General features: G+C 60.9%; 14 protein-coding genes. 2 read left to right on the top strand and 12 right to left on the bottom strand.

The window, feature by feature from the left end; all coding sequences use genetic code 11:
• Position 1: 1 nt before the first annotated feature.
• The 4 genes from RIN56_05730 to RIN56_05715 all read right to left on the bottom strand — a co-directional run bounded on the left by RIN56_05730 (position 2) and on the right by RIN56_05715 (position 1,630).
• Complete coding sequence (locus RIN56_05730; GenBank protein ID MDR7866300.1) at positions 2-517, bottom strand: hypothetical protein; 516 nt, start codon at positions 515-517, stop codon at positions 2-4.
• A gap of 195 nt (positions 518-712) precedes the next feature.
• Positions 713-907 (bottom strand): hypothetical protein, encoded by a 195-nt coding sequence (locus tag RIN56_05725; protein MDR7866299.1) that lies wholly within the window; start codon positions 905-907, stop codon positions 713-715.
• Positions 908-942: 35 nt separating this feature from the next.
• Positions 943-1,179 carry a hypothetical protein gene (locus RIN56_05720; GenBank protein MDR7866298.1) on the bottom strand — a complete coding sequence of 79 codons (237 nt, stop codon included), beginning with the start codon at positions 1,177-1,179 and terminating at the stop codon, positions 943-945.
• A gap of 49 nt (positions 1,180-1,228) precedes the next feature.
• A complete protein-coding gene (locus RIN56_05715; protein MDR7866297.1) occupies positions 1,229-1,630 on the bottom strand; it encodes a hypothetical protein in 402 nt (133 codons plus the stop codon).
• Between the two features lie 196 nt (positions 1,631-1,826).
• Between RIN56_05715 and RIN56_05710 the strand changes: the two genes are divergently transcribed.
• The gene (locus RIN56_05710; protein MDR7866296.1) at positions 1,827-3,116 is read left to right on the top strand and encodes a YadA-like family protein; all 1,290 of its coding nucleotides are present in this window, start codon (positions 1,827-1,829) and stop codon (positions 3,114-3,116) included.
• A gap of 40 nt (positions 3,117-3,156) precedes the next feature.
• A complete protein-coding gene (locus RIN56_05705) occupies positions 3,157-4,044 on the top strand; it encodes a LicD family protein (GenBank protein ID MDR7866295.1) in 888 nt (295 codons plus the stop codon).
• Positions 4,045-4,093: 49 nt separating this feature from the next.
• On the opposite strand, the gene RIN56_05700 is transcribed toward RIN56_05705, so the two are convergent.
• The 8 genes from RIN56_05700 to RIN56_05665 all read right to left on the bottom strand — a co-directional run bounded on the left by RIN56_05700 (position 4,094) and on the right by RIN56_05665 (position 13,657).
• Positions 4,094-5,536: a glucose-6-phosphate isomerase gene (locus RIN56_05700; protein ID MDR7866294.1), complete on the bottom strand. Its 1,443-nt coding sequence runs from the start codon at positions 5,534-5,536 to the stop codon at positions 4,094-4,096.
• Between the two features lie 36 nt (positions 5,537-5,572).
• A complete protein-coding gene (locus RIN56_05695; GenBank protein MDR7866293.1) occupies positions 5,573-6,526 on the bottom strand; it encodes a PfkB family carbohydrate kinase in 954 nt (317 codons plus the stop codon).
• 26 nt (positions 6,527-6,552) lie between these two features.
• Complete coding sequence (gene galE, locus RIN56_05690) at positions 6,553-7,560, bottom strand: UDP-glucose 4-epimerase GalE (protein MDR7866292.1); 1,008 nt, start codon at positions 7,558-7,560, stop codon at positions 6,553-6,555.
• Positions 7,561-7,570: 10 nt separating this feature from the next.
• A complete protein-coding gene (galU, locus tag RIN56_05685; protein ID MDR7866291.1) occupies positions 7,571-8,497 on the bottom strand; it encodes a UTP--glucose-1-phosphate uridylyltransferase GalU in 927 nt (308 codons plus the stop codon).
• The gene (locus RIN56_05680) at positions 8,490-9,893 is read right to left on the bottom strand and encodes a phosphoglucomutase/phosphomannomutase family protein (protein ID MDR7866290.1); all 1,404 of its coding nucleotides are present in this window, start codon (positions 9,891-9,893) and stop codon (positions 8,490-8,492) included. Before RIN56_05680 ends, galU begins: the two co-directional genes overlap by 8 nt.
• Before the next feature lie 311 nt (positions 9,894-10,204).
• Positions 10,205-11,587 (bottom strand): mannose-1-phosphate guanylyltransferase/mannose-6-phosphate isomerase, encoded by a 1,383-nt coding sequence (locus tag RIN56_05675; protein ID MDR7866289.1) that lies wholly within the window; start codon positions 11,585-11,587, stop codon positions 10,205-10,207.
• 157 nt (positions 11,588-11,744) lie between these two features.
• Entirely contained in the window at positions 11,745-12,722 is a 978-nt protein-coding gene (locus RIN56_05670; GenBank protein MDR7866288.1) for a pyruvate dehydrogenase complex E1 component subunit beta, read from the bottom strand.
• On the bottom strand, positions 12,719-13,657 hold the full coding sequence (locus RIN56_05665; GenBank protein ID MDR7866287.1) for a thiamine pyrophosphate-dependent dehydrogenase E1 component subunit alpha: 939 nt from the start codon (positions 13,655-13,657) through the stop codon (positions 12,719-12,721). Before RIN56_05665 ends, RIN56_05670 begins: the two co-directional genes overlap by 4 nt.
• Positions 13,658-13,708: the final 51 nt, after the last annotated feature.

Genomic DNA, 13,708 nt, shown 5'->3' with positions numbered 1-13,708 from the left:
TTCACCTTCCCAGGCCGAGAGTTAGACGGCCTCCCGGGCCATGCAGCGTAACGTAGCTGTTGCTGATGGCGACAATCTGGTATGGGCCGACGTAGTCGCCCCTGCGGTAGGAACGGCTGTCTGCGCCGTATTGGATGATGGCCGAGCCGATGTTGCCGGCCATGATGACTCCGGAGAGGATGGGCATTATTTCCGTCTGGCGGATCTGCCGCTCGGCGTTGGCCTGCTTGGCCTGGGCTGCGCCGGGGAAAAGCTGCTGCTGCTTGGCCAGGTATTCCGCCGGCGCGGCAAAGGGATCGCGCACGGCCAAATCGGGCTGGTAGCCCTTGGGCATGACCGGCTTGCCGGGCTGGGACGGCATGGTAATCTGCGGTAAGACGCCGGCCGGTACGAGGGGCAGCTGCGGCAGGCTGCGGTAATACATCGTGGCGGTTAGGGCGGCGACGATGGCCAGAACCGTGAGCAGGCGCCAGCGGGAAGCAAAAGCCGCAATAATCGGCGACATCTTTTCGGACACTCCACTCTACGTTATTTTCTTCGACGGCCGGACGGTGAAAGTTAAACGCTTTATTCGACATAATATTCGACGCCTTGTGAAGAAATCCTGTAAGGAATAGGCATTTCTAAGCATCATAAAGCGTCGAAAAGAAAAATTTATCACTGAATTAAAAAATCCTGTGAAGGCTCACAGGATTTTTTGCCGTCCGCCATTTTAGAGAAGGCTGTCTGCGGTCGGCGCGTGCCCCACCGCCCGCCAGGATGCCCTGCCGCACAGACAGCGGTAGGCGGGCTTGGCTGTCAGGCGGCCGCAGTATATTTTGGCGCCGCAGTGGCCGCAGATCCAGACCCGCGAGAGGTCTTCGGCCTTGGCGCCCCAGAGCTGGATGGGTTTTTTGCTGGTGAACATGGTACCTCCTGAGGGGGCTTAGGTTAATTGTTTGTTTAGCGGGGGCCTTGGGTGCGGCGCATGTCGCCACCGCCGCCGCGGCGGGCTTTGATGGCGAAGTAGGCGTATTTCTCGAGGGCTTCGATGATCTGGCGCCGTTTTTCGGCGCCGACTTCTTCGGGGAGGGCGGCGCCGATGACTTCCTTTATCATGGCGTCGACCTGAAAACCGTGGTAGCCCAGATGGAGGAGCTGGAGTTTCAGTTCGTAGATGCGCGCGAGCTGGCTGTCCATATCACCCTCCCGTAAATTTTGTTGTTGCTTATATCATACTTGTAAAAATTTACCAAATCAAGTAAATTGTTCCGACTTTTTTCGCGGCGGATGCATCGGGAGGCACGAGACCATGCCGGCCGGGGCGGTCGCGGTAAGGCTGCCCCTTAAAAAATACAAGGCGCGGCGATAGCGGGCGGGGGCGAGCGGGCGGCAGCGGGGGCATACGGTCTGGCCGCCCGCCTTTTTTTGTTGCCGGGAAGACCATTTTGTCGGTTTTTTTGTCCGGCCCTGAGACTAAATCAGACATTCTTCGTTGGTAAATTATGGAAAAATAATAACTAAATGGGGTTTGTTTGCGGGCGGTATTTTTTTCTTTTGCACCATGCATATTTTTTCCTTGTTTACGCATTACTACCACCGGAAACTTCACCCGTTTGCTTTCCCAATAGCGGCGCGGACGAACCGGCACCTACCGGCGCTGATCTTGTCGGGTGTCGGCGGAAGCTCTCGCCAGGGCGAGCTTTTTATCAGGATCGAGGTGGTGGAATGCAGGCAGGCTCATAGGGTAGCGGGTTTTATTCTAAGGAATTCAGAGATGAGGTGAATTTGACAAGATGCGGAAAAAACTGTTGGTATTGGCGTTGTGTTTAATTCTCCAGGCAGCTATGGCAGTACCGTGCTCGGCCGATGTGTATGTTCCTGGCGATTTACAAGTTACTGACGATTTGAAAGTATGGGACGATGTGACAGTCGGTGACGATTTGACAGTTGGTGACGATTTGAAAGTCGGTGGAAACCAGGAAATCACCGGCAACCAAACCGTCAAAGGAAACTCGACTGTCGACGGCACATTAACCGCCGATAAGGTCAAAGCCGATAAGGTTGATGCCAAGTACATCGACGCCAAGGATATCGACGCCGGCAAAGTATCCGCCGGTAAAGTCGATGCGTATAAGGTCGATGCCAAGTACATCGACGCCAAGGATATCGACGCCGGCAAAGTATCCGCCGGTAAAGTCGATGCGTATAAGGTCGATGCCCAGTACATCGATGCCAAGGATATCGACGCCGGCAAAGTATCCGCCGGTACGGTCAACGCCGGCAAGGTCAATGCGTATAAAGTCGATGCTCATAAAGTCGACGCCGACTACATCGACGCTTATGATATCGACGCGGCCAGAATCACCGCCGGCACGGTCAGCGCGGTACAATCCAACGCTATTCAGATGAACGCTATTCAGATGAACGCTTTCCAGGTAAATGCCGGTCAGGTCAACGCCGGTAAGGTTAACGCCGGGTTCATCGATGCTTATGACATCGATGCGGCCAGAATCACCGCCGGCGCGGTCAACGCTTGCACGGTCAACGCGTTTAAGGTTAATGCCGCGTTTATCGATGCTTATGACGTTGACGCCGCGAAAGTCAATGCCGGTCAGCTCAGGGTTCGCAACGACGCCCATATTGGCGGCGACTTATATGTCGGCGGCGAGGCGACGGTTAACGGTCAGATTCATGGCGTGCAGGACGGTATTGCCCCGACCGATGCCGTCAACATGCGTCAATTCAACAGGTCCATCGGCGACCTCGCATCGCGCGTAGACCGCGTGGGCGCCCTGTCGGCGGCCATGTCGGGCCTGGCGCCGCTGGACTACGATCCCGAGCAGCCTACCCAGGTCGCGATCGGTGTCGGCACTTACGCCGGCCAGCAGGCGGTGGCGGTAGGTCTCTACCACTACGGCGGCGGCAAGGACGTTCTCCTCAATCTGGGCTTCGCGATGGCCAGCAGCGAGAAGATGGCCCGCGCGGGCATGACGTGGCGGATCGGCGGCAAGCGCACGGACAAGGCGGCCGTGAAGAGCGCTGAGGCCGTGCCGGCCTCGGCTCAGGCGGCTCCCGGCTCGCGGCTCCTGAAGGTTATCCAGGACGCGAAGGCGGCGGAGGCCAAAGAGGAATAAGCTAGCTAACAAAGATGGGGAACGAAAGTTCCCCATCTTTGTGTACCGTTTATCAGCCACGGGACTGGAGGATACCGATGTGGACGAGGATTATCAGGCGCTGTTCCCCGACAACCGCGCAATGGGCGATACGAATTTGCGCCAGGCGCAACTGGTGATGCTGCGCATGCTGCGTATCGTGGACCATATCTGCCGCAAGCACGGCATCGAGTACTGGCTGGAATCGGGCACGCTGCTGGGGGCGGTGCGCCACGGCGGTTTTATCCCCTGGGACGACGATCTGGATATCGCTATGCGGCGGGCGGACTACGAGCGTTTTCGGGCGTTAGCGTTTCTGGAACTGCCTGAAGACCTGGTTTTCCAGACGACGGAGACTGACGTCAATTACCGCGATTTGCTGCCGCGGATCAGGGACACGAGGAGCAAATTTTTTGAAAAGGATAAGGGCTATGTTCCTCGTCACCAGGGAATATATCTGGATATCTTCCCGTTCGATTCTTACCCCAACCGGCTTGTCATGGCGGCGCTGACGCTCCGCCACCGCCTGCAGCAGTACAGGAAGAGGCTTCCCCAAGACTCCCCCGGCAGAGCCGCGTATATATGCGGTCTTTATACCCTCGGCCTGCCGCTCGTCCTGGCGCTATACGCGGCGGAATGGACCGCCTGGCGATTCCGCGATATTTTCTTCAACAAGCCCGGCCAGAAATATCTGTCGCGCGGGGTGGAGGTCTCCAGCAAACCGCCCCATGACCGGCGGGATATCTTTCCGCTGCGGGAGATTTCTTTCGAAGGCTACACGTTTTTCGCGCCGCACCGGCCCGATACCTATCTGCGGAAGAAGTACGGCGATTTTCTGAAGGTGCCGCCGGAAGGCGAGCGCAAGACCCACGCGCGCGAAATCATCGTCAACGTGCCCCAGGGGATGTGAATAAAAAACAGGGAACGCGATTGCGTTCCCTGTTTTTGCATTTGGCTTATCAACGTCCGCCCTGTTTTATTGCCTCAAGTTTAGGAGCCATTATTCTTTTATAGGCTTCGACACCGGGCTGATCAAAGGCGTCGACGTCGGCGAGTTCGCCTTCGTAGGCGACGGACAGGGCGAGCAGGTAGAGGAGCTCGCCGAGGTGGAAGGCGTCGAGCCGTGGAAGGTGGAAGACGGCGCTGAAGCGCCCGTCGCTGCTGAGGGCCTCGGCGTTGGCGGCGAGGGCGGTGTCGAGGGCTTGGCTCATGCGCAGGGAGGAGATTTTCGATAGCTCGCGGGAGGCGGGGAAAGCGTCGGGGATGACGGGGTCATCTTCCCATGCCGCTATGCGGACGAACTGGACGACTTTGTCACGGGCGCCGTCCTGGTGCTGCTGGGTCTGGGCGTGCATGTCGGTGGTGCCGACGGCGACTATGGGGGTGCGGCCGTAGAAGACCTCCCTCCCCTGCCGGTCGGTGCGTTTGCCGAGGGATTCGGCCAAGAGCTGGATATACCATTCGGCGACGGCTTTGAGCCGGTCGGAATAGGGCATGAAGATTTCGATGTCGCGGCCGTGGTTGGCGGCGGCGAGGTATTTGAGGGCGGCGTTCAGGAGGGCGGGGTTGGTTTTTATGTCGCCCTGCTGGCAGGCCTGGTCCATGGCCTGCGCACCGGCAAGGAAGGCGTCGATGTCGAAGCCGATGCAGGCGGCGGTGACGAGGCCGACTTCGGAGAAGACGCTGAAGCGGCCGCCGATGCCGTCGGGGACGGCGAAGGTGGGCCAGCCATTTTCCTGGGCGAGTTTTTTGAGAAGGGTGGCTTTGTCGCCCTCGGCCGGGTCGGTGACGGCGACTACGGAGAGATCCAGCCCGGGGGCCTGCCGCAAGGCGTCGTAGACGACCATGAAGGCGCCCATGGTGTCGAGGGTGGCGCCCGATTTGGAGACGACGACGAGCAGGAGGCGGTAGGGCGATTTCTGCGCCGTGGCGGCGAGGATGTGGCCGATGAGGTCGCGGGTGCGCTGGGGATCGAGGTTGTTGCCGCTGAAATAGAGCTCGGGATAGCCGCCGCGCTCCTCGGGGGAGCGGCTGTTCCAAAATTCGCCGCAGTGGGCGTCGAAGAGGACGCGGTTGCCGAGGTAGGAACCGCCGATGCCGAAGTGGATGACGGCGTCGGTGCGGTGGCGGAGGCTGGCGCCGAAGTCTTTGAGCCTGCTGATGGATTCCGGGCTGTTGAGGTTACCGGCGGCGACATAGGGCAGCTGGCTGAAGAGGACTTTTTCGGGGGCGCCGTCTTTGGAGAGGTGGCCGCGCACTTCGCCGGTGGCCCGCATGCGGCAGACGGCGGCGTGGGCGGCGGCTATGCGGCCGGCGATGCCGGCGAGGTCGGCGTCGGTCACTTTGCCGTCGCCGTAGAGGTTGGCATGGTCGAACGCGAATCCCGAGGGGAGCTTGAGCATGTCAGGCGCCTCCTTCGTTTAGAGCGCCGGGCTGCGTTACCCGGCGAGGAGCTTGGTGAGGATGGGGTCGGCGGCGAGTTTGACGGCCAGGTCGCGGCAGGTGTTTTCGTCCGATTGGACGGTCCAGCTGGCGACTTTTGTGCCGCAGACTACGGCTTCCTTGAGCGGCAGGCCGCGCATGAGGCCCATGACGGTGCCGGAGAAGAAGGCGTCGCCCGCACCGGAGGTGTCGATGACGGTGACGGGGAAGACGGGCTGGTGGCCGGCCGTCCCTCTTACCGCGTCGTAGTAGACGCAGCCGGCGCTGCCGAGGGTGATGACCATGCCGCCGAGGCCTTTGGCGGCGACGAAGCGGGCGAGTTCCCACTCGATGCCGGCGATGTTGTCAGCCGGCAGGGGGACGCCAAAGAGCCGCTCGGCTTCGACGTTGTTGCAGATGAAGCAGTCTAGCTGGCCGAGGATATCGGGGTGGGACATGATGACGGAGAGGTTGCCGGGGATGCCGTAGACGGGACGGCCCTGTTCGCGGGCCAGGCTGAGCACTTTTTTGGTGATGTGTTCGTTGAGGTCGAGTTCGAGGACGATATGGTCGGTGTGGCGGACGATTTCGGCGCCGTTTTTGCTGATGTGGGTTTCGAGGTGGTAGAGGTCGGGCATTTGGGAGATGGAGCCGGCCAGGTCGCCGGTGTCGTCCATAACTGCCAGCCACAGGCCCATGCCGCGGGTTTCGGTTTCGATTATGTATTCGGCTCCGACCCCGGCTTTGGCGAGGCGGGCGGTGATCTCCCGGCCGATGCCGCTGCGGTCGACGCTGGCGACGAAGCTGGTGGCGATGCCGAGGTTGGCGAGGTTTTCGGCGACGTTGCGGCCGACACCGCCGTGGACGAATTTGACGGAACCGAGGTTGCGGCCGGCGGGGCTGTATTTCTGCTTGGCGAAGCCTTTGCAGTCCATGAAGATTGTGCCGATTACAGCGGCTTTCGGTGTCATGAGGCGCCTCCCGGTAGAATGATTTATCAGCGGTCGTGCTGCAGGGAACCGACGAAGCCGGCGGGATGTGATTTGTGCCAACGCCAGGCGGTGGCGATGATTGTGTCGAGGTCGCTGAGGCGCGGCTGCCAGCCGAGCTCGGCGGCGATGCGGCGCGAGGAGGCGACGAGGACGGCGGGGTCGCCGGGTCTGCGGGCTTGTTCGCGGACGGTAAAGTCGACGCCGGTAACCGCTTTGGCGCGATCGATGACCTGGCGAACGCTAAAGCCTGTCTCGGAGCCGAGGTTGTATACTTTCGGCCCTCCGTCGGCGGTGAGGTGTTGCAGCGCCTTGACGTGGGCGTCGGCGAGATCGGTGACGTGGATGTAGTCGCGGATGCAGGTGCCGTCGTCGGTGGGGTAGTCGGCGCCGTAGATGGCGACGGATTCGCGCTGGCCGAGCGCTGCCTGAAGGATGAGGGGGATGAGGTGGGTTTCGGGGCTGTGGTCTTCGCCGATGGTCCCGTCTTCGGCGGCGCCGGCGGCGTTGAAGTAGCGGAGGGAGACGTAGGAGAGCCCGTAGGCGGCGGCAAAGTCGGCCAGCATCTGCTCGATGGCCAGTTTGGTGCGGCCGTAGACGTTGGTGGGCGCCGTAGGCATGTCTTCGACGATCGGCCAGGCGGCCGGTTCGCCGTAGACGGCGGCGGTGGACGAGAAGACGATTTTTTTGACGCCGCCGGCCAGCATGGCGTCGAGCAGGGCGAGGGTGCCGGCGACATTGTTGTTGTAGTAGGCGCTGGGGTCTTTCATTGATTCGCCGACCAGGCTGGAGGCGGCGAAGTGGATGACGGCATCAATACTATGGGCGTTAAGGGTTTGGGCGAGTTTGTCCCGGTCGCGGATGTCGCCGTCGACGAGCCCGATCCCGGCCGGGACGGCCTGCTTATGGCCTTTGGTGAGGTTGTCGTAGACGACGACCCCCTGCCCCGCCCGCAGGAGTTCGCGGACGGTATGGGAGCCGATGTAGCCGGCGCCGCCGGTGACGAGTATGTTCATGGGTTCTCCCCTACTCCCCGCCTTTATCCGGCCGGAGGCGGCAGGATGCCGCCGCTTCCTGGCCGACCAGAAGGGGTTTGACGGTTTTTATGAGGTATTGGAGGAACTGGTCGCGGAGGTCGGGACGCTTGAGGGCAAATTCGATGGTGGCCTCAAGGTAGCCCTGTTTGTCGCCGACGTCGTAGCGGCGGCCGTCGAAGTGGTAGGCGTACACCGGGCGGGTGGCGGCCAGCACTCTGAGGGCGTCGGTTAGCTGGATTTCGCCGCCGCGGCCAGGAGGGGTGGTTTCGAGGATTGCGAATACTTCGGGCTCGATGATGTAACGGCCGAGGACGGCGAGGCGCGAGGGAGCCTCGGCCTGAGGCGGTTTTTCGACGAGGTCGGCGGCTTTCCAGAGGTTTTCGCCGACCGGGACGGGCTTGACGATGCCGTAGCTCGATACTTTGTCCTGCGGCACTTCCTGGACGCCGAGGATGGTGCCGGGGTTGTCTTCGTAGACGTCGAGCAGCTGTTTGAGGCAAGGGACGGCGGCGTCGATGATGTCGTCGCCCAGGAGGACGGCGAACGGCTCGGGGCCGACGAACTGCTTGGCGCAGAGGACGGCGTGACCAAGGCCGCGCGGCTCTTTCTGGCGGACGTAGTGGATGGTGACGTTGGAGATTTCCTCGACAAGGCCGAGGAGGTCGTATTTGCCCTGGGCCTTGAGGGTGAGCTCAAGCTCGACGGCGCGGTCGAAGTGGTCCTCGATGGCCCGCTTGTTGCGGCCGGTGATGATGAGGATTTCTTCGATGCCCGACTGGATGGCTTCTTCGATTATGTACTGGATGGCAGGCTTGTCGACGATGGGCAGCATTTCCTTGGGCTGAGCCTTGGTGGCCGGCAGGAAGCGCGTGCCGAGCCCGGCCGCGGGGATGACGGCTTTTCTGATTTTACGCATTTCTGGCATAATTCACCGCCTCGGATAGGATTGTTTTAAGTCTCTCGGGGCTGCCGGCCTCGGCGTAGACTCTGACGATGGGCTCGGTGCCGGAGGCGCGGAACATGAGCCAGCCGCCGTCGACGTAAAGCTTGCAGCCGTCGGTGCAGTCGGTCTTGAGCGGCCTGAGGCTGCCTAAAGCGCCGGGCGGCGCGGGGATGAGGCCGCCCATGAGGCGGTTTTTCCTCGCGTCGTCGAGGTGGAGGTCTTCGCGCCCGTAGTAGAAGTGGCCGAGCTCGGCCATCATTTCGTCGAGGAGCTGGCCGAGGGTTTTGCCGTAGGCGGCGACGACTTCGATGAGCAGGAAGCCGAGGAGAACGCCGTCGCGCTCGGGGATGTAGTTTTTGATGCCGATGCCGCCGGATTCTTCGCCGCCGATGAGGATGTCCTCGGCGAGCATGAGGTTGGCGATGTATTTGAAGCCGACGGGGGTTTCGTAGAGTTTGAGGCCGTATTTGCCGGCGACGCGTTTGACGAGTTCGGAGACGGTGAGGGTTTGGGCGACGCCGCCTGTCCAGCCGCGTTTTTCGTGGAGGTACTTGGCAAGCAAGGCCATGATCTGATGGGCGTTGATGAAGCGGCCGTCGGCGTCGATGGCGCCGATGCGGTCGCCGTCGCCGTCGGTGGCGAGACCGACCGCGGCTTTGTGCTCGGCGATGGCGGCGCGGAGGGCGGCGAGGTTTTTGTCGATGGGTTCGGGGTTTACGCCGCCGAAGGAGGGGTTGTATTCGCTCCTGATTTCGACGAGGTCGAGGCCGTGGCGGGCGGCGAGCATGGCGGGGTAGCCGCTGGCCGAGCCGTGCATGACGTCAAAAAGGATTTTGCCTTTGCTGGCGGCGAGGATCTTGGGGTCGAGAACGGCGTCAATATGGTCGAGGTAGGGGTCGTGGGGTGAGAAGGATGCTATGCCCTCTGGCATGGGGATTTTGGCGTATTCGCCGCCTTCGCTTTCGCGGCGGCGGACGTAGGTTTCGATGTCGGCGATGATCTCGGGCGAGGCCGAACCGCCGTAGGAGGCCTTGAACTTAAGGCCGTTGTATTCGCCGGGATTGTGGCTGGCGGTGATCATGATGCCGCCGGCGGCCTGACGGTCTTTGACCTGCCAGGTGAGGGCCGGGGTGGGCAGGATGGCGTCGGACAGCCAGACGATGACGCCGCGCGACGCTAAAGCGCCGGCGCAGTCTTCAGCGTACCGCCGCGAAAGAAAGCGGGCGTCGTAGCCGACGACGACGCCTTTGCCACCTTCGCCACGGCCGAGGACGTAGTCGGCAATGGCGTGAGCCACCAGCCGCACGTTGCTGAAGGTGTAGTCTTCGCTGATTATGCCGCGCCAGCCGTCGGTACCGAATTTTATCATACCCTTCGCCTCCCATATAGTCTGCTGTTATATCCGGAATGTCTGGTAGATATTTCGTTTTACATCCAGTATAGTCCTGCCGCTAATGCCTTTTGTGTAATTATTTTCCAGATGACAGGGCGTTCTTTATACGGGCCGTTCAGAAGCCGTCAGATGCAAGGCGCACCGGAGAACGCGACTGCAGGCGTACTTCGTTGCGTACGTCGCGAGGAGCAAGTGCGCCACTCTTAGCGCTTCAGCGGTTAGAGGGGCGGCTACCCCTTGCGGGTACGCCGCAGATGGCGGCTTATCAACGGCCTCTATGTACCGCCTCAAGCTCTTCCGTAGATGTCGTCGAAGCGGACGATATCATCCTCCCCCAAATACTTGCCGTTCTGTACTTCGATCATTTCCAGGGGCGTGTCGCCCGGATTTTCCAGGCGATGCTTCGTGGAGACAGGCACGAAGGCGCTTTCGTTGGCGGGGATAAGCTGTTCCCGGCCGCCGATGGTAACTTTGGCGGTGCCGCCGATGACGATCCAGTGTTCGCTGCGGTGGTGGTGGAGCTGGAGACTGAGGCGCTGGCCGGGGTTGACGACAATTTTCTTCAGCTTGTAGCCCGGTCCTTCGCCGAGGACGGTGTAGCGGCCCCACGGACGGTAGACGGTGGTGTGTTCGGCGGCTTCGCGGCGGCCTCGTGCCTTGAGGGCGGCGACGATGTCTTTGACTTTCTGAGATTCGCCTTTTTTGGCGACAAGAATGACGTCGTCGGTTTCGACGACGAGGACGTCTTCAAGGCCGATGCCGGCGATGAGGCGGCTATGGCCGAGGATGAGCGAGTCGCGGCAGTCGACCGGCAGGCAGTCGCCCTGGATGGCGTTGCCGGCGGCGTCTTTGGGCAGGACGTCGTAGATGGCGTCCCAGGAGCCGATGTCGCTCCAGTCGGCGGCGAGGGGGATGGTGACAATGCGGTCGGATTTTTCGGCGATGGCGTAGTCGAGCGATATGTCGGGCAGGTCCGCGAACCGTTCGAGCAAGGTGGCGTAGGGGTTATCGAGGGCGGCGCGGATGGCCGGCTGGTGCCGGGATAGTTCGTCGGCGAAGGTACCGACTGTGAAGGCGAACAGGCCGGAGTTCCAGTAGTAGTTGCCGTCCTTGAGGTAGCGTTTGGCGGTTTGGGCGTCGGGTTTTTCCTTGAAGGAGGCGACGAGGTAGCCGTCGCCCTGTTTGGCGCCGGCCTGGATGTAGCCGTAGCCGGTCTCGGGTTTATTGGGCCGGATGCCGAAGGTGACGATGCGGCCGCCGGCGGCCATGGGGGCTGCCTGGCGGATGGCCTGGGCGAAGGCTTCGGGCTTGCCGACGAGGTGATCGGAAGGGGTGACGAGAAGGAGTTCCTCTTCGGGCGCGCCGAGGTTATCGAGGCAGTAGCTGGCTGCCAGGGCGACGGCGGGGGCGGTGTTGCGACCGACTGGTTCGAGAAGAATATGGGCGTCGCCGGCGCCGCAGACTTCGAGTTCGGCCCGGACGTGGTGGAAGTGCTCGTGGTTGGTGACGATGACGATATCGCGGGCGTCTGCCAGGGGCAGGAAGCGAGTCACCGTCTGCGCCAGAAGGGACTGCGGACCGCCGATTTTGAGGAACTGTTTGGGGTAGTTGGCCCGCGACAGGGGGAACAGCCTGGTGCCGCCGCCGCCGGCGAGGATGATGATTTTCATGGGGGAACGCTCCTTCGCGTATTAGAACTGTATTAGTTATATGAATTACTTCGTGGCTTTAAACCCTTATCCTGCCGGACATAACGCTTGAGTTCGCGTCATGGGAAAAAACAGGAGGCGGCGCAGGTGCGCCGCCGATAAAGCGAAGTGTTATCCCTTACTGCCGAAATAGCGTTCTGATAGACGTGACTATGTTCTGGTGGTTCGGATAGTATGCCTTTTCCAGGGCAGTGCTGGCCGGGGCGGGGGCATCCGGGAGGTTTATCCTATGGACGGGAGCTTTCAGGCTACCGAAGAGGTTGCCGTAAACGAGGGAAGATATATAATCGCCAAGGCTGCAGATAGGGTTGTCGGGGTCGGCGATTACGAGCCGGCCGGTTTTCTTAACCGAGCCCAGGATAAGGTCGTTATCCAGCGGTTTGAGTGTGCGCGGGTCGATTACTTCGACGCTGATCCCCTGTTTTCCAAGCTCGGCCGCAGCGGTCATTGCCTCTTTAACGAGGTAAGATACGGCTACAACGGTCACGTCTGTCCCTTCGCGGCAGATTTTGCCTTTTCCGAGGGGAACTTCGTATATCTCGTCGGGCACTTCTTCTTCAGTCTGATATAACCAGCGGTCGTCGATATAGAGGACAGGGTTATCGTCCCTGACGGCAGCCACGAGCAATCCCTTGGCGTCGTAAGGCGACGCGGGGGCGACGACTTTTAGGCCTGGCACATGGCAGTAGAGGGAATAAGGACTTTGCGAGTGCTGAGCGGCCTGCTCGTTGCCCCTGTTGACAATCCCGCGGATGGTGACGGGTACGTTTACCGCACCGCCGAACATGTAGTGCCAGCTGGCGCAATGATTGATGATGGGGTCGAGAGCCAGATACATGAAGTCCATCCGGGGATGGAAGACGATTGGCCGCATACCGGTCATTGCGGCACCGATAGCCGAGCCGGTGACGGCAAGCTCTGAGATTGGCGTGTCGATTACCCGGTTGGTGCCGAATTGTTCGACAAGTCCCAGGGTGGTCGTGCCGACGCACCAGGGGCTTTCAACTCCCTGGCCGATAAGGAATACCCGCTCGTCTGTGGCCAGCAGCTGCCGGTGGGCTTCGTTTATAGCTTTAGCATAACTTATCACTGTCATTGGCTGGCCCCCCGGTAAACGTTTTTGGTCACGTCGGCGGCGTCGGGGTACGGGCTGGCCAGCGAAAAAGCAACGGCCTGTTCAACTTCGTCGCACGCTTCCTGCCAGACTCTCTCGACTTCTGCCCTTGTCATGATTTTTGCGTCAACCAGGAAGTCGCCGAAATGCTTTATCGGGCAGCGAGCCTTCCAGGCGTCGATCTCCTGCTGGTCGCGCAAACCAAGATCGACGTCGTAGTTGGGGCCGACGTGTCCGCGCCAGCGGTAGGTGCGGCACTCGATGAGCGTGGGACCCTCGCCTGCCCGGGCAGTCTTAACAGCTTCCCGCGCTACGGCCAGCACTTCGAGAACATTGTTGCCGTCGGCAGATAATGTTTTGAACCCGTGGGCCTTTGCCATTTCCGGGATGTTGTCGTACACGCGTCGCTTTTCCAGCGCCAGGTGGGTGCAGTAAAGGTTGTTTTCGCAGATGAAGATGATCGGCAGGCGTTTGACGGCCGCCAGGTTGGCGGATTCGTGCCAGCTGCCTTCTTCCGGGACGCCGTCGCCGTGGAAAACGACGGTGATCCGTTGCGGACCACGGATTGATTCGGCCAGCGCCGTGCCTACAGATATCGACATGCTGCCGGAGACAATGGACGAGGTTCCCAAGATGCCGACCTCGGGGGCGACGAGGTGCATCGAACCGCCCCTCCCCCTGGAACAGCCGGTGGCCCGTCCGAAGATTTCCGCCATCGCGGCTTTGAGGTCGCCCCCCTTGGCCAGATAATGGCCATGAGAGCGGTGTGTGCCGAAGAGATAATCGTCGCTTTTAAGTGCGTGGCATACGCCGGTGGCGACTGCTTCCTGGCCGGTATAAAGATGGCAGGGAGTAATTATTTTTTTTTCGAGCACCAAGTCGGCTATTCTTTCTTCGAAGACACGGATCCGCATCATCGTAGCCAGTAGTTTTTGCATTTCCGCCGGCTGCAGGTCGTCATTGCGGAA

The organism is Sporomusaceae bacterium, assembly GCA_031460455.1.
Lineage (GTDB): Bacteria > Bacillota > Negativicutes > Sporomusales > UBA7701 > Anaeroselena.
This window is presented reverse-complemented; position numbering and strand designations above follow the sequence as displayed.